Origin of the sequence: Rossellomorea oryzaecorticis (assembly GCF_045897515.1) — a bacterium.
In the GTDB taxonomy this organism is placed as follows: Bacteria; Bacillota; Bacilli; order Bacillales; family Bacillaceae_B; genus Rossellomorea; species Rossellomorea enclensis.
In genome coordinates, this window is record NZ_JBJOSA010000027.1 from 13,032 (window position 1) to 31,550 (window position 18,519).

Sequence of the window (18,519 nt, forward strand, 5' to 3'; positions counted from 1 at the left end):
AAATAGGGAGAGAAGGAAAATGTATATCTATAATGTACGAAGGGCTATTGATGAATTAAATAATGAAGAATATTATGAATACTTAAAGAGGCTACGGTCAGTCTTAACGAGGAAATACAATAAAAATGTAAAGCCATCAGAAATAAAACAGCGTGTAGATGAATTTGTTAAAGGGAAAGATCCTAAAATTGATTATTTCGAATCCTATTTAATAACATTTGACGAGCTAACAACAGATGGAGCGATTAACGCCTTACATAACAAAAAAGTAAAAATGCCAAAGACTTGGCGGCAATTATTATTAAAAGTGACCGAAGACCGAACACTTTCACCAGAAGTGGTAAAACATTTAGAAGATGAACAAATATTAATTGAAATAAAGGCTTTATTTTATCAATCAATCGAATACTGTAAGGACGAAAATCGAGATCGGTTCTTTGAAAACCTTTATCATTTTAATTATTTTTTAAAGATAAGAACAAACAAAAAATGACCTGTTACTAAAGTAATAGGTTATTTTTTTGTATTTTGTTGTTTATAAATGACGATTATTGTTCATAATGATAGAAAAATGTGGTTTGTAAATTACTGGAAAACAAATTTATTTCAAATAATGAATCGAACAACAGGATAAAAAATAGACAAAAAAATATTTTTTAATAATAATTTTTATCAAAAATATTTTTTTGGAAAAAATCGGCACTAGAAAATTTTACAGCATGTAAGGGGAGCACTTCCTGTTTATGATAGGAACATGGAAATTTTCAACTAAGGAGTGACAACTGTGGCAAAAAGAAAATTAGAATGGACTGAAAAGAAAATCGCAAAGTATATCAAAGAAGGACGCGGAAGTGGCGAATTAAAATCATATAAACCATGGTTAACCGTACAGGATGTACCTTCAGACGGACGCTCACACCGAATAAATGGTTGGAAAACCAATCGAATTCATCATCTTCTATCTGACCTAGAACGTGACTACTTTTATTTATTGAACTGGGCTAAAGATGTGATTGATATTCGTGAGCAGTTTCCATTAGATAGAGAGAAAACGTATGAAATCGCAAGCGAAAGAAATATAAATCATCCAATCGATTCTAAAACGGGCACACCTATTGTGTTGACAACTGATTTTTTAATTACCAAAAGAATTAACGGAAGGATTCAATATTTCGCAAGGACGATAAAGCCTAGCGAATTATTGAATCATCCAAGAACGATTGAGAAGTTCGAAATCGAAAGGGCTTATTGGCAAGAAAAAGATATTGATTGGGGTATTGTGACAGAGCGTGAAATCCCTATGCAATATGTAAAAAATATTATTTGGCTTTATAATGCTTTCAATTTAGAAAATGATGATGAAAGGTATTTTGCTGATATTTTATATCACACAATTGCAAACGAAGAAAAAGCAAAGAAACTGTCTGAAATCGTATCAAAGTTCGAGGCAGATTATAATCTTGACAAAGGAGCTGCTATTCATTTATTAAGGTATTTATTTGCCCAAAAAATGATTCGCTTTAATATGGAACAGAAGTTTTCTAGGCAGTTATGTGTAGAACAATTAATCATTAGTAAAGGAAGTGAAGAAACCGTTTATGATTTTGTTGTCAGTTAACGAGTTGATCAAAGATGAAATTTCAGATCTCACTTATAGAATTTTATGGATTGATGAGGGAGATGTTATCGCCTATTTAATCGACATTGATAGTGAGACAGCTTTGCCTTTTGTAAAAACAACAAAGGAAATACGAGAACAACTTATTTCTGATCAATTTATGAAAATTAAGGATATGAACGTTTCCCGATTATCTCTTCAAAATTCGAACGAAAAACAAATTGAGTTTAGAAATAGGGCATGGGATATGATTGAAACCATTGTTGAAATGGAGCCAGATATTTTCCAGAAAGAAAAACGCGGGGAAATCATTAAAAAGTTGATGGAAGAACGCAATTTCAATAGGGTGACAATATACAAACACCTAAGAAGGTACTGGCAAAGAGGGATGAGAAAGGATTCTTTGCTACCTGACTTTCATAAATCAGGTGGAAAAGGGAAGGCGAAAAAATTATCTGATAAAAAGGTTGGAAAACCAAGATCCTATGATTCTGTTGGGATCAATGCGGATGAAAAAGTAAAAGAAGTGTTTGAAAAAGCAATTAAAAAATACTACCTCTCATCAAAGAAGCCATCTTTGTCTCACGCATACAGAATGATGATTAAGGAACATTTTGCTGACGATTATTATTACGAAGATGGAGTGAAAAAAGTCGTCATTTTAAATAAAGAAGAAATACCATCGGAGCGACAATTACGGTACTTCTTTAAAAAAGAATTTGAAATGAAAGAAGTAATCTCTTCGAGGATGGGTAAAAAGATTTACGAAAAAGACCATCGCCAAGTGTTAGGTTCTTCCTCCTATGAAGTATTTGGACCTGGATCTCGTTATCAAATCGATGCAACCATAGCTGATGTGTACCTGATTTCTAGTTATAACGCAAATTGGATTATTGGAAGACCAATTGTTTATTTCGTAGTGGATGTTTTCAGCAGATTAATAACAGGTGTGTATATTGGTTTAGAAGGTCCCTCGTGGGCAGGTGCGATGATGGCTTTGGTGAATACCGCAAGTAACAAACAGGAATTTTGTCGTCAATTTGGAATTAACATCTCCAGTGACCAATGGGCGGCGGAACATTTACCTGAAGTTATTCTCGCAGATAGAGGTGAGTTTGAAGGATATAAAGTTGAACCTCTTGCTGATGGTTTCAATATTAAAGTAGAAAACACACCTCCGTATAGACCTGACTGGAAAGGGATAGTGGAAAAATTATTTGATACGTCCCAGCAGCATCTAAAGCCATTTTTACCAGGTTATATCGATAAAGATTTCAGAGAACGTGGGGCTGAAGATTATCGCTTAAAAGCCAAATTGACATTGGAACAATATACAAAACTAATCATCCATTTCATCGTTCATTACAACAATAATCACTATATGAAAGATTATGTTCGTGATGAAGAAATGATTGAAGCCAATGTTAAACCAATTCCAAGCGAACTATGGAAATGGGGACTTCAAAATAGAGCAGGGAAATTGAAAAGTGCTCAAAGCGAAGAACTTAAATTCTATTTGATGCCAAAGGCAAAGGCTACGGTCACTTATAAAGGCATTAAGTTTAAAAACATGTTATACAGTTGTGAATCCGCTATAAAAGAATCATGGTTTGTATTAGCAAGGAACGGTCAAAAAGGAAGTTGGAAAGTTGATATTTCATATGATCCAAGAAATATGTCAAATATCTACCTTCATAAAGATAACGGGGAATTATTTGAAGCGTGCTATCTTCTTGACCACCAAGAACGATATAAAGAAAAAACGATTGAAGAAGTAGAAGATTTGCTAAATCGCGAAAAAACGGATTACAAAAAAGAAGAGCATGTTATTTTACAAGGTGAAATCGACTTTATTAGCGGCATCGAATCTGTTGTGAAAGAAGCGGTTAAAGAAGCTAATCAAAAACAGACCCCACTAAAACACATTAGTAAATCTCAGAAGACAGGGGCTATTAAAGCGAATCGTGCTTTGGAGAAAGAAAAGAATCGAGAAAAAGAAGCGTTTGATTTAAAGGCTTCTAGAAAAATACAACATGAAAATGCTATTGATAAAATAGAAGTAGTTCATCCTTTTCCAAATGAAGAAAAAGAAGCAGATTTTGATTTGCCATCCATTAAAGGTTTGTTTAAAAAACGTAAGGGGGCATCAGTTTGACCGAATTATATTCATCAATAAAACTTCCAAATGGGAATTTGGCACAAAAGGCAATGTATCATAAACAGGAAATTGAATTGTATGATGGAAATCCGTTAATTGAAGCGTTGCCTCCGATTTTATCTTATGAAGAAGCATTTGACCGTTTAAGCTATGAACCAAAGTACAATCCGTTAGAAAGGCAGTTAAGCCCTCATCATCGTTATCATGCTTTGATGAATTTGACCCGATTTTTCCAGCCCGTTCGTGCCCATCTCGATTTACAAGATCGTTTCTCTCGTTTCGTTCGACATGGGTATGTAGGGAGAAATCCGATGTCTAAAAATCACACAGAAATATTAAATGAATTCCACCATTCATTACAAGGTGGAAAAGAATTAATAACATCACCCGATATTCGGACATTTGCTTCAAGTTTTACGCTTATGGGTTTTTCAGGTATAGGGAAAACAACCGCGATTGAACGAATACTTTCCCTATACCCTCAGCTTGTTGTTCATGAAAATCCTATCAACCTTATTCAAATTGTTTATTTGAAACTAAACTGTCCACATGATGGTTCTCTTAAATCACTTTGCATGGATTTCTTTTTAAAAATCGATAATTTGCTAGGTACAAATTATTATGAAAAATACGGAACTAGGAGAAATTCAATAAGTTCTATGATTACCCGAATGGGACAAATTGCAAGGCTGCATTGTATTGGAGCTTTAATTATTGATGAAATCCAACACTTGTTAACTTCCAAGGACAACGGATCAGAAAAAATGATGAATTTTTTCGTAACCCTAGTTAATGAAATAGGGATTCCAGTCATGATGATAGGTACTATGAAAGCGAGAGCGGTTTTGCAAAGAGATTTTAGACAAGCAAGACGAGGAAGTGGACAAGGAGATATGGTGTGGCAGCAGATGGAAAAAGGAGAAGACTGGGATATTTTTATCGAATCCATGTGGGAATACCAATGGACGAAAAATTTCACAGAATTAACCCAGGAACTAAATGACACTATCTACGAAGAAAGCCAAGGAATAACCGACATTGCGGTTAAACTTTTTGCCCTCTCGCAAGGTAGAGCGATTCATACTGGGGTAGAAAAAATCACGCCTAAGTTAATAACAAAGGTTGCAAAAGAAGAACTGCAATTAGTTCAACCGATGTTAAATGCCCTTCGATCGGGACTAATTTCAGAAATTGAAAAATACGAAGATATTATTCCGATGGATATTGAAGATTACCTGCGTCAACAAATGCCGAAAGTGGATCTTAAGGCAAAAATTCAAGCAAAAAAAGAAGAGCATGCAAAAAGAAGAAAAACACATGAATTTTCATTGCTTGTAGAAGTGATTGGGTCACTTGTTTCATTGGGGTACGAAGAAGTAAAAGCAGAAAAGACTGTTTTACAGGTTTTAAAAACGATGGTTGAACCAACTAAAAAAGAAGTGCTCATTCAAGCTCTTGAAGAATTGGATGAGAAAAAACCAACTGTTATCAATAAGAAAACAACACCAAAGAAAAGCGAAAGTCACCTTACAAAACTTGTAGAGAAAGGGAAAAAGAAAAAAGAATCAGCTTATGAAACACTTTTACAAAACGACTATATTAAAAATCCTTTAACAGAATTAGTCATATAGGAGGTCAACATGCTAGGTTTTTTTCCGAACTTTTATGAAGATGAGATGTTATATAGTGTTTTTGCCAGATACCATGTTCGTTCTGGCAATACCGTTATAAAAGATACTGTAAATGATTTGTTTGGCAATAAGTCGGCATATGCAACAGCGGACTTTCCAACGGATTTAGGTTATCTGTATGGAACGGTCAAAATATTTAACGTCCCACCACTTAAAGCGTGGATTCATCAACAAACATTGTTTAATTATTACTCCAATTTCCTTAAACAAAAAGTAAGAGAAAAAATATATAAAACAATGGTGAAACAAAAAGATAACACCACATTACAAACACTGATCGGATTAACCACAAGTACAGTTAAAACCAATCCATTCTTCCAATATTGTCCGACTTGTGCAACAGAAGACATGGATAAATACGGGGAAACGTATTGGAGAATGACACATCAACTGCCAAGCGTGATGATTTGTTTAAAACACAAGGAATTGCTCCAGGATAGCGATGTTTTAATTCGGGAGAAAAACAAACATCAGTTCATCCATGCCACAAAGGACAATTGCAGCAAACAATCTTGTTCCCCAGTGTATTCTTCTAAAACCATGGAATTTTTATTGGTTATAGCCGAACAAAGTAAAAAACTTGCTACAAAACAATTTCAATTTGAACCGAAAACTATGGAGCTGATTTATCATTATCTATTGAAGGTAAAAGGCTACCAAACCATAAAAGGTAAAACTCATCATGAAAAGCTAACAACCGATTTTAAAAACTATTTCGGTGAAGAGTTTCTTGATTTAATGCAATCCAATGTGGATTTTGATAACGCCCATTGTTGGTTGAAAGGAATTGCTAGAATACACAAAAAAGGATTTCATCCAATTAGACATTTGCTTTTCATTCTGTTTTTGGGTGAAACAGTAGAATCCATTTTGGATTATCAAAATAAAACGTATGAGCCATTCGGTATGGGACCATATCTTTGTTTAAATGCTGCTTGTAAGGGCTATTTAAAACCTGTGATAAAAGAAGTAACTGTTACAAGGTGTACAGACACAAGACTTCCAGTTGGAACCTTTGAATGTCGTTGCGGGTTTATGTACTCAAGAAGAGGTCCAGATCAAAAGCCAGAAGACAAAAGAAAAATCGGCAGAATCAAGAACTTTGGCGATATATGGATGAAAAAACTTGAAGAGTACATTCGAATAGAAAAGAAAAGCTACCGCGAAACAGCAAGACTTTTAAATGTAGATACAAATACGGTAATCAAATATGCAAATCATTTTGGTGCAATTAGCCATTCGATTGAGGAAGATATAGAAGATGAAACCGAGGTCTTAAATGAAAAGTTTTATAAACAAACATGGAGAGAATTGCAAATCCGCTATCCCGATTATTCCAAAACGGAATTGCGAAAATCGGCTCCTGCTGTTTATACTTGGCTTTATCGAAATAAAAGAGAATGGCTTGATGAACATTCACCAACCAAGAAGAAACAAACACCAGTGAACAATCGAGTTGATTGGAAAGAAAGAGATCAGGAAGTTTTAAATGAGGTCAAAAATGCAACAAAAGAATTGTTAGCAAAAGAAAAACCAGTCCGTTTGACGGTATCGAGCATCGGGAAAGAAATTAATAAACTTCCATTACTTGAAAAGAAAATTGATAAACTGCCTAAAACAAAGAAGTATTTGCAAAGGGTCACTGAAAGTGTGGACGATTTTCAAATAAGAAGGGTTTATTGGGCGGCAAAAGTTTTGGAAAAGGAAAATCTCGAAGTCAAGGAATGGATGATCATGAGAAGAGCTGGATTAAAACCTGATATTTCTGAACGGGTAAATAATGAAATTGAAAAGCAAGTTGATTCAATTGCTATGAAGAAAACTCACCTCAGTATCTAAGGTGAGTTTTTTATATTCCTATTCTTCAACAGATAATTGATAATGATAGAACTTTTTTGTAAAAACCTTAAAATATTGAGGTCAATCCAAGATACATCTTTTTTGTTAAAATATTTTTGAATGTAACGCAACATTGCGGGTTAGAAGATATGTTACGATAGAACTTTTTTGTTAGATAACAATTACCGCTTTTTTTAGGCGGTAATGGGTTTTTAATTTGGAGACATTCTTCCTCGACCTTCAATGATAAGCATATTGCTTTACCGTATACACGAAAACCCGTATAATCGAAAAAATAACATAAAGGAATCGTTCCTTATGTTGCACCAACACTAAAAGTAACCTGCTGACCGAGTCAGTCCAGGTTACTTTTTTATTGAGAAGGGTACGATAGTAGAAATCGAGCATTGAGGGCAGAGGGTTGATGAGATGATGAAGCATTTACATAGACAACATGTATGGCTGGGGAGGTTTTTGGCATCCGACCCGGGAAGGAAGAGGTTTCAGCAGGCCGGGAAGGCGACGATCAGTTTGATTTCCGCTGTGTTCACGACGCTTTTTCTTCTTAATATGTGGGATTATCCGACAATCACTCCGGCCATCGTTGCAGGTTTGGTCGGCATGCTCGGTGTCATGATCGTGATGGATGACACCGAGGCGAAGAAGAAAGTGACGACGATATTAATCGGGGTATCGGTCACTTTAGGGATCACAATCGGTTCCCTGCTCGCACATTACAGCCTTCTTGTGAATGGTTTGATGGTGCTGGTGATCTTTTCAGCCTTTTACTTTTCAAGGTTTGCGATCCGCTATTTTTCAATGGGGATGGCCGGGTTCATGGCCATCTATATGTCGTTCATCCTTCAATTGGATGCCGCTCATCTAATGTGGTTTTATATAGGGATCGTGATCGGGGCGGTCTATGCATTTGTATACAGCTTTGTCCTCTTCAGGGGATCCGTGCACGTTCTGAGAAGGAGCATGCGTTCCTTTCATATCCAATCGAATCTCACCTTTACGATTCTCATCAAAATGATAGAAGATCCGGAGACTAGTGGGAAGAGAAGGAAGGTTCTCTATCGGAATGTGAACCGCTTAAATGACTATGCACGGATCGTATCTTCGGAAATCAATGATGAGGATTTGAAGAAACTATGGCCAGGTATTGAATCGTCCCAGCTGCGGCTATATGTGTTCGATACGGAGATGCTTGTCCAGACGCTCACGGATTCGCTCCGGCAGCTGAAGGAACTCGACGCATTGGAATCGATTGAAGTGAGGCGCCTGTTGATCTGGGTCATCCGCTCATTGAGGGATGCAGAGGTGCTCGCCCATAATTATGAGCCTCACAATCTGGAGGAAGCGGAAAAAGCGATTCAAGGACTCAGACTGCTTTTGACGGAGCTCCTTAATCAGGAGGATAAACCTAAAGGGGTGTACCTTCTAAGGAGAATCGAATCCATCGCCAATCACGTGCTGGAGGCGGCACTGACGATACAGGAATCGTTGAAAGAACCACGCGCCGAAATGGAAGCTGCTGAAAAAGCAGCTGAGGAAAAAGAGGAAGAAAAAGAAGAAGAACCCGATAAAGACCGGTCACTAAAGCCGCAGACGAGAAAAGGGATTCAGGCGCTGGTCGCTGGGACCCTGGCGATCATCGTCGGCGAAATCATCTCCCCGACCCAGCCGTATTGGGTGCTCCTGACTACGTTTATCATCCAGATCGGTACCGAATCGGTGGGCAGGACATATATGAAAGGATTCCAGCGTTCGGTCGGTACGGTGATCGGTGCGATCATCGGCTTCGGTGCTGCGAGGCTTGTGTCCGGGCAATCCGAACTTGAGGTCTTCCTTTTATTCCTGGTCTTATTTCTGGCTCTTTATTTATTTTCCGTTTCCTATACAATGATGAGTTTATTTATAACGATGCTCATCGCCCTGATGTATGACTTGCTGCTGGGCGGGATCAGCGTTCAACTCATGGGGGCAAGGGTGCTTGATACGATTGCCGGAGCTGTTATCGCCCTCAGTGTATCGGCTTTTGTACTGCCGAAGAAAACCAGGGATAAGTTCGGAGATTCGCTTGATGAGTTCTTTAATGAGCTGGAAAGCTATGTTTCTTCCTATTTAAAGAGCTTTATGAAAACCGAAAGCACGCCCCTTGCCGATCAGGCATTCGACCTTGATCAAAAGCTGCAGGCTGTGAGGGACGAAGCGGCATCGATCCTACAGAGACCGGGGGCGCTGACGAGGTCGGGTATCGGAAGATGGATCACGGTGACGACTGCCATCAATTATTATGCAAAACATCTTTTGGCCTCATCGAACCGAAAAGCGGATCCGAAGGTGACGGAGCACCTGCATGCCATCCTTGATGAAACGGAAAGCAAGCTGACTGGTAACATAGAAACACTGCGCGCACTGTTGAAAGGAACTGAGAGCAAAGGACGGCTCATGAGTCTGAACGGAGAACGTGCTGCAATTGAAAAGCTTGCCCCGAGCAGGCTTCAATCACAATTCGATATTATCCACCATCTCTATTATGTCTGGCGCATCAACCAGTCGATCCTTGCCATAGGAAAGGATATTGGAGCAGAGGTGATTGAAACAAAAGGAGAAAACGGCTGAGGCTGCTTTCTCCTTTTTACTTCAAGGATTAGTTTACAGCGGCTTATCGAAGGGTACAAACTACCATCTGTAAAAAATGTGAGGTGGCAGTTGTGTCAGACAAAAGAAGTTTCTTATTTACGAAAGAAGATATGGTCGATCCAGAGGTTGTGCCTCAGTGGGTGATAGAGGAATACAAGAAGTTTCATGAAGTGGTCACGGACAAGACATTCCCCTGCTATTTCGGGATGACAGGCGAGAAAAAAGGGGAGCTGCGATACTCCTATATCAGTCATGATGACTGGGAGCATCTCCCCGATACCCTTGAGGAATTCAATTCTCTATTCGATATCCCGGAAGGTGAGCGGCTCATACGCCACGGTTTTTTCCTATTTGTCGAACCCGAGAAAGAAGAGAAGGATATCCCTTATTACAGGGATTATTTCTGGAAGATCCTTCAGTTCCTTCATGATAAGGATGAGAAACCATGGCCTGAGGATTATCCGGAAGATCCCGATCACCATTTATGGGCCTTTTCATTTGCTGAAGAGCCGTATTTCGTTTTCGGCAATACCCCTGCCTACAAGCAGCGGAAAACACGAGACCTCGGTAACAGCCTTGTATTGGGATTTCAGCCGAGGAGAATATTTGAAGGGCTTGAAGGCACCTCCAGAGGCGGAATCATGTCCCGCGAGAAAGTAAGGGAGCGGGTGGAGAAATGGGATGGACTGCCGAAGCATCCGAATATCAGCCACTATGGAGATCCCGAGCACCGAGAATGGAAGCAGTATTTTATCGGTGATGATATAAAACCTATCGAGGGCAAATGTCCGTTTCATCATAAAGCGTAAAAAAGTGTCAGGCAGCGATGCCTGACACTTCTTGTGGGGTTCCCTAATAAATATCCACACTGCCACTGGAGACAGAAGCTTTTACTTCATACTTTCCGTTTCCTGCCGTGCCGGACAGGTCGCCACCCTCTTTGGATTTATTCTTTAATGGAAAGCTTGTGGAAATATCGCCGCTGCTTGCATGCCCATCGAGTTCAAAGTCAGCATCTTCAGGGAGATCCAGGTTTACGTCCCCTGAACTGACATCAAATTCAATATCTCCCGTCAACTTCTTCATCATGATAGAGAGTTCACCGGAAGAAACGTCGCCTTTAAGCGGCCCTTCATAATGTAATAGTTCGACATCTCCTGAACTGAGATCCACCATTCCGTCTTCCGTTTTTAAATGATCGGCAATAAAGTCACCCGAAGCCCCATTATGCCTGAATCGTTTTGTTTCCAGATTTGCAAGCTCAATGTCGCCTGAACCCATTTTTACCGTTAGTTCATCCAGCTTCATTGGAGCGGATTCAGTACCTCCTGTAAAATCGACTTCCCCGGAACCCAGCTCAATGGTCATGCTGCGGTCATAATCTTTTGGGATATAGACGTTGATATCCGACTTGCGATTGAAGGATATCCATTGATACCATTTATGTTTAACCTTGACCTCGATTGCATTTCCCTTTTCTTTCAGGGAGAGCTTTCCTTTCCCGTCGATTTCGACTTTCACCTCATTTGCATCTGTTGGAATGATTTCCGTTTGCCCGCTTTCCATCATCAGCTCAAGTGAATCAATATCACTTGTGACTTCAATTGAATCTCCGGATTTGTTTTCTTTGGCAAACAACGATGTCTGATCATTTAAGATGGTGTAAAGTGCCCCTAACGCCAATAGTGCAATGATAACAGCAAAGATGTTTTTCATCTGGATCCCCTCACTTTGGTTTGATTTTCCAATTTATATTATCATTTTAAGCGAAGAATCCCTTTCCAACAATGACGCTGCAGGATTATTTTTCACTCGGACTTAAGGCGTATTGGATAGCGAGCAATGCTTAGCGAAAAGAGAAAAAGATATTTTTCTTGGGTTATTCTGATTTATAATCAAAATGAATCTGTCATTACCAGAGGAGAGGATCATTCATGTCCGTTACAGTTGGAAGAGCTACTGAAGAAGAAATTACCGAGATTTATGAACTGGCAGGGGTTAACCGAGAAGAGGCAACAGGAATTCCTTTTGAAAATCATAAGGAAGAAATGATAAAGGCTTATGAGCACTCCAAAAAATTTGGTGCTTATTTTCTTGCTGCCAGAATAGAGGGACAGTTGGCAGGCTGGGTCCAGGTAGATAAAAGCACCGATTGGATAAGTGGAAAAGAAATCGGATGGATCAATGATGTGTACGTAAAAAAATCATTTCGCTGCAAAGGCCTGGCTTCATCCTTATTGAGACAGGCAGCAGAAGAGCTGAAAGGGATGAACTATGATGAAGTCCGTTTAAATGTCTACAGCAGCAATGAGCAAGCGATAAAGCTGTACGAAAAAATGGGGTTCCGAGATTTAAATAAATTTATGAAGCTTGACTTGTGAAAGCAATTCGGGAAAAAGTGTTTTAAGCGAAGAAAAATCCGAACAATCATTTGATATTCTTTTAAGGAGAATTCGAATGAGTTCGGATTTTTTAGTATATGGGTCTTTCAGTGAACGATTACTTCGCGATGAACATCTGGGTCCAGTACATACCTTGACTGTCATCCTTGGCAATTCCGACACCGATATGAGTCAGCTGTCCGTTCAGGATGTTTTTCCTGTGACCGGGACTGTTCATCCAGGCGTTTACAACTGATTCGGGGGTTTTTTGACCAACTGCAATATTTTCAGCTGCAGATGAATATTGGACCCCGAAATTCTGCATCATTTCAAATGGAGATCCGTAAGTCGGAGAGGTATGGGAAAAATAGTCCTTATCTTTCATATCCTCTGATTTCATTTCAGCCACATTGGAAAGTTCTCCATCTGTCTTAAGTTCGCCCAGTCCGTTCTTTTTGCGTTCCTGGTTCGTTAAGTCGATTACCTGTTTCACAAATCCGCTTGCCTCTGAAGGCTGAGCTTCTTCCTGAGTCTGATCTGCATTGGGTTCTGGTTGTGCTTTGTTTGGTTCCTGAGCAGTTTCTCCGCCCTGTTGGGTGAAATCCTCACCCGGGTCTAAGTGGGTGAACTCTCGTAACTGTCCATTAGGGTCAATGGGGGCCATGAAGCGGTGAAGAGCATTTTGATTACCTTCGTTTACATTATTTCCGTTCATATCAGCCATTTTGTCCTGATTTAAATCGGTACGGGGTCTGTCTGCATTTTGTAGTTCACAGGGTCATAGCGTACGTTTTGAGTATCGGTGAGGTTGTCATCCCCGTTATTCGTATTGCATGCCGTTAACAGCATAAGGGGAATCATTGTGCATATGCTTAACCATTTAAAATGTTTTTTCAAGTCCTTTTCCTCCAGTTGTTTTTATTGCATTTTCCCGTCCGGTGCGGGTCGAGACAGTTCTTAATATTTGCACCCGGGATGAGGGGTATGCCGTGAAATATGTGGGAAATGGGGGAGGAAAAGACGTTCTGAGATTGTATGGAATTCCCGAAGTGGTGCCTGGCTCAAAATGGGGATTTTGAGCCAGGCACAAAACATATGATTTGAGCCAGGAACCAATTATCAACTGGATCCCGGCGCCGATGTATCTGGTACATTAGATCACTTTGTACCAGGTACGAAGCGTTGGTAGTTATCAGGTACAAGGTATCAAGGTTGTGCCAGGAACAAAATGCCTCGTTTGTGCCTGGCACCACGCATTGGCAGGACATTTGATACTTATAAAAAGGGGATTGCCAACCACCAATCGAATACATAAACAACCATGTTAAATAAGGAGGGTTCATCATGACGGACAGAAAAAGGCTTCGGGACCTCGGTGTGGAAATCGGTTCTTTTCCATGCGGCCCGGATAACAGTATCACGGATATTGGCGGGGTGAAGGTGGGGCATCAAACGCTTCATTATGAGAAAAATGGGAGGGTGGTCCGGACAGGGGTGACGGCTATATTGCCCCATGGAGGGAATCTATTCAGGGAAAAAGTCTTTGCAGCGAGCCATGTGATCAACGGGTTTGGCAAAACCGCGGGCACGATCCAAATCGAAGAGCTGGGCGTGCTGGAGAGTCCGATCATGCTGACGAATACACTTTCAGTCGGTGATGTCATGAAGGGGACCGTAGAGTTTTTGATGGAGCAGTGTCCAGAGATTGGAGACACGACAGGGACGGTGAATGTGTTTGTCGGTGAGTGCAATGATGGATACCTGAATGATATCCGGGGGCTTCATGTGACTGCGGACGATGCATGCCAGGCGATTAGAAATGCCCGTTCAGGATTGGTGGATGAAGGATGTGTCGGGGCGGGGACCGGGATGCTTTGTCTTGGGTATAAGGGAGGCGCCGGGACAAGCTCGAGGCGAGGCACCGTTGGAGCGGATGAATATACTGTAGGAGCATTAGTAGTGGCTAATTTCGGCAGGCGGCGGGACCTTTCCCTCGATACCGGCCTCCCGAAGGAAGAACAGGAGGTCCCCGACGGATCGATTATGATCATCCTCGCGACAGACGCCCCAATGAATGATAGACAGCTCAAGCGGCTGGCCAAGCGGGCTTCATTCGGCCTGTCCAGGACCGGATCGTATGCTGCGCACGGGAGCGGTGATATTGTCCTCGCATTCTCCACTGCCCATAAGGTCCCGCATCAACCGGACGAGTCCAATACAACCACTTATCCGTTCATCAAAGAAGACGGAGAGCTCATTTCTACCCTGTTCGAAATGGCTGTTGAGTGTGTCGAAGAAGCGATTTGGAATGCCCTGGCCAAGGCAGAAACAACCACCGGAAGGAATGGCCGGCTTGTGGAAGCCATTCCGCCGGAGCTGCTTGCCGGTTTAAGGAAATAAGGAAAAGGGAAATGGTATCCTGCCTTTAAAATGACTTTTTCCCAGGGAAAAGAGGAAGGATAAGATGAAGGTTGAAGAATGAAAGGAAGTGAAACGATGAATTACACACCGCTGCCTCTCTCTTTTTACGAGCAGCCCACGCTGGAACTGGCGCAGGGCTTATTAGGATGTGTGCTCGTGAAGGAAACCGAAGAAGGAATCGCTTCGGGTTATATCGTGGAAACAGAAGCGTATCTCGGTCCGGAAGACAGGGCCGCCCACAGCTTCGGCAACCGCCGGACAAAACGGACGGAAATCATGTTTCATGAAGCCGGCCGGGTTTATACATATTTGATGCATACCCATTGCCTTGTGAATGTTGTCGCTGCAGAAATCGGGGTGCCGAATGCCATCCTGATAAGGGCAGTCGAACCGCTGGAGGGACTCGACTTAATGACAGAGAGAAGGAAGGGCCATCCGATGAAAAACTGGACGAGCGGCCCGGGCAAATTGACGAAAGCATTAGGGATCACGATGGAGGACTATGGAAGGTTCTATACTGAACCCCCGCTTATCATATCAGAAGGGTATACCCCGCCTGAGATTGCCGCCGGTAAAAGAATTGGAATCGATAACTCGGGGGAAGCAAAAGATTATCCGTGGCGCTTCTGGGTGAAGGGAAATCCTTATGTCTCCAGATGAACAACCAGATTCTAAATTTTCAAATAAATAATAGAAAAATAATCCCAATGTACTAGTTTTATGGTATATTTTACTTAATAAGACCTTATTCTACATAAAATGATACATTTCGCATTGGGAGCTGTGAACCTGACTGATAGATGGGCGCTTGCATTCAGGGGAGCTAGTGGCGCAACCGACCACATACGAAGGAATTTACGTTCTTTCATGTGGTCTTTTTTTATGCCGTTCAAACGTCCAAAAACTCTTAACAAAGAAAGTACAGGGGATTTATGAATATTTTTACGATTTTTCAAAATGACTATATCTATCATGATTATCAGCCGTTATTCACGATGGGGCATACCCCGTCGCTTTATGGATATGAGGCGCTGATGAGGAATACCCATAAGGAAAATCCTGAAACGCTTTTCCAGACAGCGATGAGGGCGAACATCTTATATAAGCTGGATACCTTGTCGATCACAAAGGCAATCGAGGGTTTTCTCGGTCATCACAATGGAAGCGGGAAGCTATTCGTGAATGTCTATGTGACGACACTTTTACATCCAAGCTTCCACACTTACTTCGATCATCTCATGGAAACATACCCCGGAGCACGCGGCCGGTTGATCCTGGAATTGAATGAATCGACTCCGGACGAACTTTGGCAGAACCCTTTATTGTTGAGAACGCTGAAAAGCCTTAAACGATACGATGTTTTATATGCTATTGATGATTTCGGACAAGGGACGGCCTCGATAAAGAAGTCCATCGAATTTGAACCCGATATCATCAAGCTTGATCGGTATTTTGCCAAAGAGCTTGCCTGGAGTAAAAGGAAACAGAGATTCATCTCTTTCTTTCAACAATTTTACGGAAATGATGCAATCATTATTTTGGAAGGAATTGAAAAGGAAGAAGATATGCTGGCAGCCAAAGAACTTGGCATTACCATTGGGCAGGGATATTTTCTCGGGAAGCCGAGTAAGCTGCTTGCATAATAACAAAAAGGCTTGAATAGGAGTTGTCGGGGAACGGAAACTTCATATGAAATGAAATTGTTTTAATTGAAATGAAATTGAAAAAATTTACAGCTTCCTTTAAACTGAAGAAAAAGGAAAAAGGGGATTATTATGAGGGTTTTGAAGTTTCCGATGAAAATGATATTTTATTATTTTCTTGGTTTGATGGGTATTTTGGCTGTTAGTATAGCTCCTCAAGCATTCAGTGAGCGAGGAGTGTATAACTTCATAGGTTACTTCGAAGAATTCATCAAGTTTATATTTTATTTCATTGAGCCGGAGAATTGGATTTATTATTACAAGAATCAACCTGTTGAGCTGTTGGAATTTCTATGGACGCCATACCTATACTCCTTAAAGATTTTGGGGGGAGCTTTGGCCATAGGTCTCGGGCTTGCACTAATTTTAAATTTGATTACCGTCTTTCTGCCCCGCTGGTTGACTGAACCGATCAAGAAGCTTCTAAATCTGCTTGAAACTGTTCCGGATCTGATGTTTGCTTTTCTTCTCCAATTATTCATTGTTTTTATATTCAAAAAATTCGGTGTTGAGTTAATGCTATTTACCGCTTACGGGGAAGAGACGGTATATCTTGCCCCGATGATTACTCTCGCTGTCATACCGATGATCTCTTTTTTTCGGATTCTTCTTTTAATTACAGAAGAGGAATTTATGAAACCCCATATTGAATTCGCACAAAGCAAAGGGTTATCAAAATGGAAAATATTCCGTTCACATGTAATGAAAAATGTGTCACCGAGCTTTTTTTATCATGGAAAAATCATTATCTGGGGCATGCTCTCAAGTTTGTTCATCATCGAAACAATTTTTAATACGAGAGGAATAACGTACTTCATCACTGATGATTTCAGGCCGATTGTCATTGCAGTCTCCCTATTACTCATTTTCACCCCATTCTTTGTCATATATCAAGGAGTATATCTGTGGGTGAATGATGGAAGCGGGGAAGACCTTACTAAATATAAGAAAGACCGCAATCACTTTCGGGAATGGAGAATATGGGTATGGGCTGCCACCCTCAGAAAGTTATGGTGGCAGCATATGCATAACCCTAAGTTTGCAGCCGGATTCAGCATGATTTTTATCATGATCGCGTATAGTTTCATATTTCCGCTGTTTAAAGAAAAACCTATCAACTTTATTAATTACATGAAAAATGATGAAGGGCGGATTATCTCAGCACCGCCGCATCCTCCATCCAAAGAGATGATTTTAGGATCTGATTTTTTTGGATACAGCATCATGGATCAAATGATTGTGGGGGCTAAATATACACTTTTATTTGCGTTGATCGTTGCGTTTTTAAGGGTCGTAGGAGGGTTCTACCTTGGTGTGGTGTATCACTTTCATTTAAAAGAATACCGGAAAAACTGGCTGGACCGGATGGTGGATTCCATCCATTTCCTTCCTTTGAGTTTGATTGCTTATTTATTGCTGAGACCCGTATTATGGGGTTCTCCTGCTCAGGGATTTCAAAATTCAATATTTGAACGGCTGATTTTTGAAGCTATCCTGCTGACGATACTGGTATTACCCTTAACCACCGTGCTTATCGGGAATGAATTGAAGTTGATAGGAAAGAAAGACTTTGTTCTTTCTGCCAAGCTGCTTGGAGGAAGTAATAAGCATTTGCTGTGGACCCATTTATTCCCCCATTTGGCACCTCGGCTATTCATTATTTTCGGCCATCAATTCATTCAGACGCTGCTCATATTAGTTCACCTAGGTTTATTTCACTTATTCTTGGGAGGAACGATCATCACGCGCGGCGACATGCCTGACCCGCCTAAGACCGGTACCTTTGAGTGGTCAGGGCTGATAAGCTCTGCAAGGTATTCACTGATGACGGGTAAATACTGGGTCGTACTTGCCCCGCTTTTTGCTTTCATGATCGCTATCATCGCGATGCAGCTCATCGTCCAGGGAGTGAAGGAAATTCAGCAGAAGAAGGTCGGCGTACTCGTAAACAACACACCGATCAAGAGCAAAAAGAAGCGTGTGAAAAGGAAAGAGTACCAACCGGTCATGGAGGATTTCAAATTGACGAATCATCAGACTTTTAAAGGGTAAAAGGAGT

General features: G+C 40.6%; 15 protein-coding genes and 1 riboswitch. Of the genes, 12 read left to right on the forward strand and 3 right to left on the reverse strand.

Translation table 11 applies throughout. The features are described 5' to 3' along the window. Positions 1 to 19 precede the first annotated feature (19 nt). From ACKA06_RS19615 to ACKA06_RS19645, 7 genes are all read left to right on the forward strand, one after another. Positions 20 to 493, forward strand: coding sequence for a hypothetical protein (locus tag ACKA06_RS19615; protein ID WP_411160427.1), 474 nt, complete (start codon positions 20 to 22; stop codon positions 491 to 493). 291 nt (positions 494 to 784) lie between these two features. After that, positions 785 to 1,618 (forward strand): TnsA endonuclease N-terminal domain-containing protein, encoded by an 834-nt coding sequence (locus ACKA06_RS19620; RefSeq protein ID WP_411160428.1) that lies wholly within the window; start codon positions 785 to 787, stop codon positions 1,616 to 1,618. Next, a complete protein-coding gene (locus tag ACKA06_RS19625) occupies positions 1,599 to 3,773 on the forward strand; it encodes a Mu transposase C-terminal domain-containing protein (protein WP_411160429.1) in 2,175 nt (724 codons plus the stop codon). Before ACKA06_RS19620 ends, ACKA06_RS19625 begins: the two co-directional genes overlap by 20 nt. Next, entirely contained in the window at positions 3,770 to 5,407 is a 1,638-nt protein-coding gene (locus ACKA06_RS19630) for an ATP-binding protein (RefSeq protein WP_411160430.1), read from the forward strand. The genes ACKA06_RS19625 and ACKA06_RS19630 overlap by 4 nt, the downstream gene beginning before the upstream one ends. Before the next feature lie 9 nt (positions 5,408 to 5,416). Next, entirely contained in the window at positions 5,417 to 7,306 is a 1,890-nt protein-coding gene (locus tag ACKA06_RS19635; protein ID WP_411160431.1) for a TnsD family transposase, read from the forward strand. 429 nt (positions 7,307 to 7,735) lie between these two features. Next, a complete protein-coding gene (locus tag ACKA06_RS19640; protein WP_411160432.1) occupies positions 7,736 to 9,934 on the forward strand; it encodes an FUSC family protein in 2,199 nt (732 codons plus the stop codon). Positions 9,935 to 10,065: 131 nt separating this feature from the next. Beyond that, positions 10,066 to 10,764 (forward strand): YqcI/YcgG family protein, encoded by a 699-nt coding sequence (locus tag ACKA06_RS19645; protein ID WP_411160450.1) that lies wholly within the window; start codon positions 10,066 to 10,068, stop codon positions 10,762 to 10,764. Between the two features lie 43 nt (positions 10,765 to 10,807). On the opposite strand, the gene liaG is transcribed toward ACKA06_RS19645, so the two are convergent. Then, positions 10,808 to 11,671, reverse strand: coding sequence for a LiaG family protein (gene liaG, locus ACKA06_RS19650; RefSeq protein WP_411160433.1), 864 nt, complete (start codon positions 11,669 to 11,671; stop codon positions 10,808 to 10,810). 218 nt (positions 11,672 to 11,889) lie between these two features. Here liaG and ACKA06_RS19655 point away from each other — a divergent pair, with 218 nt between their 5' ends. Continuing rightward, positions 11,890 to 12,336: a GNAT family N-acetyltransferase gene (locus tag ACKA06_RS19655; protein WP_411160434.1), complete on the forward strand. Its 447-nt coding sequence runs from the start codon at positions 11,890 to 11,892 to the stop codon at positions 12,334 to 12,336. 118 nt (positions 12,337 to 12,454) lie between these two features. On the opposite strand, the gene ACKA06_RS19660 is transcribed toward ACKA06_RS19655, so the two are convergent. Further along, a complete protein-coding gene (locus ACKA06_RS19660) occupies positions 12,455 to 13,051 on the reverse strand; it encodes a CAP domain-containing protein (RefSeq protein WP_411160435.1) in 597 nt (198 codons plus the stop codon). Between the two features lie 20 nt (positions 13,052 to 13,071). Beyond that, positions 13,072 to 13,233 (reverse strand): hypothetical protein, encoded by a 162-nt coding sequence (locus tag ACKA06_RS19665; protein WP_411160436.1) that lies wholly within the window; start codon positions 13,231 to 13,233, stop codon positions 13,072 to 13,074. A gap of 447 nt (positions 13,234 to 13,680) precedes the next feature. Here ACKA06_RS19665 and ACKA06_RS19670 point away from each other — a divergent pair, with 447 nt between their 5' ends. From ACKA06_RS19670 to ACKA06_RS19685, 4 genes are all read left to right on the forward strand, one after another. Next, the gene (locus ACKA06_RS19670) at positions 13,681 to 14,736 is read left to right on the forward strand and encodes a DmpA family aminopeptidase (RefSeq protein ID WP_411160437.1); all 1,056 of its coding nucleotides are present in this window, start codon (positions 13,681 to 13,683) and stop codon (positions 14,734 to 14,736) included. A 78-nt stretch (positions 14,737 to 14,814) separates the two neighbouring features. Beyond that, on the forward strand, positions 14,815 to 15,417 hold the full coding sequence (locus tag ACKA06_RS19675) for a DNA-3-methyladenine glycosylase (protein WP_411160438.1): 603 nt from the start codon (positions 14,815 to 14,817) through the stop codon (positions 15,415 to 15,417). Positions 15,418 to 15,525: 108 nt separating this feature from the next. Beyond that, positions 15,526 to 15,607, forward strand: a riboswitch (cyclic di-GMP riboswitch). An 82-nt stretch (positions 15,608 to 15,689) separates the two neighbouring features. Continuing rightward, positions 15,690 to 16,400, forward strand: a complete 711-nt coding sequence (locus tag ACKA06_RS19680; RefSeq protein WP_411160439.1) for an EAL domain-containing protein — start codon at positions 15,690 to 15,692, stop codon at positions 16,398 to 16,400. Between the two features lie 132 nt (positions 16,401 to 16,532). Continuing rightward, entirely contained in the window at positions 16,533 to 18,512 is a 1,980-nt protein-coding gene (locus tag ACKA06_RS19685) for an ABC transporter permease subunit (RefSeq protein ID WP_411160440.1), read from the forward strand. Positions 18,513 to 18,519 lie beyond the last annotated feature (7 nt).

Coding starts and splice junctions, on each gene's coding strand:
- ACKA06_RS19680 (WP_411160439.1), top strand. CDS start 15,690: ATGAATATTTTTACGATTTTTCAAAATGACTATATCTATCATGATTAT.
- ACKA06_RS19640 (WP_411160432.1), top strand. CDS start 7,736: ATGATGAAGCATTTACATAGACAACATGTATGGCTGGGGAGGTTTTTG.
- ACKA06_RS19655 (WP_411160434.1), top strand. CDS start 11,890: ATGTCCGTTACAGTTGGAAGAGCTACTGAAGAAGAAATTACCGAGATT.
- ACKA06_RS19635 (WP_411160431.1), top strand. CDS start 5,417: ATGCTAGGTTTTTTTCCGAACTTTTATGAAGATGAGATGTTATATAGT.
- ACKA06_RS19675 (WP_411160438.1), top strand. CDS start 14,815: ATGAAAGGAAGTGAAACGATGAATTACACACCGCTGCCTCTCTCTTTT.
- ACKA06_RS19685 (WP_411160440.1), top strand. CDS start 16,533: ATGAGGGTTTTGAAGTTTCCGATGAAAATGATATTTTATTATTTTCTT.
- ACKA06_RS19660 (WP_411160435.1), bottom strand. CDS start 13,051: ATGAACGGAAATAATGTAAACGAAGGTAATCAAAATGCTCTTCACCGC.
- ACKA06_RS19645 (WP_411160450.1), top strand. CDS start 10,066: ATGGTCGATCCAGAGGTTGTGCCTCAGTGGGTGATAGAGGAATACAAG.
- liaG (WP_411160433.1), bottom strand. CDS start 11,671: ATGAAAAACATCTTTGCTGTTATCATTGCACTATTGGCGTTAGGGGCA.
- ACKA06_RS19615 (WP_411160427.1), top strand. CDS start 20: ATGTATATCTATAATGTACGAAGGGCTATTGATGAATTAAATAATGAA.
- ACKA06_RS19625 (WP_411160429.1), top strand. CDS start 1,599: ATGATTTTGTTGTCAGTTAACGAGTTGATCAAAGATGAAATTTCAGAT.
- ACKA06_RS19670 (WP_411160437.1), top strand. CDS start 13,681: ATGACGGACAGAAAAAGGCTTCGGGACCTCGGTGTGGAAATCGGTTCT.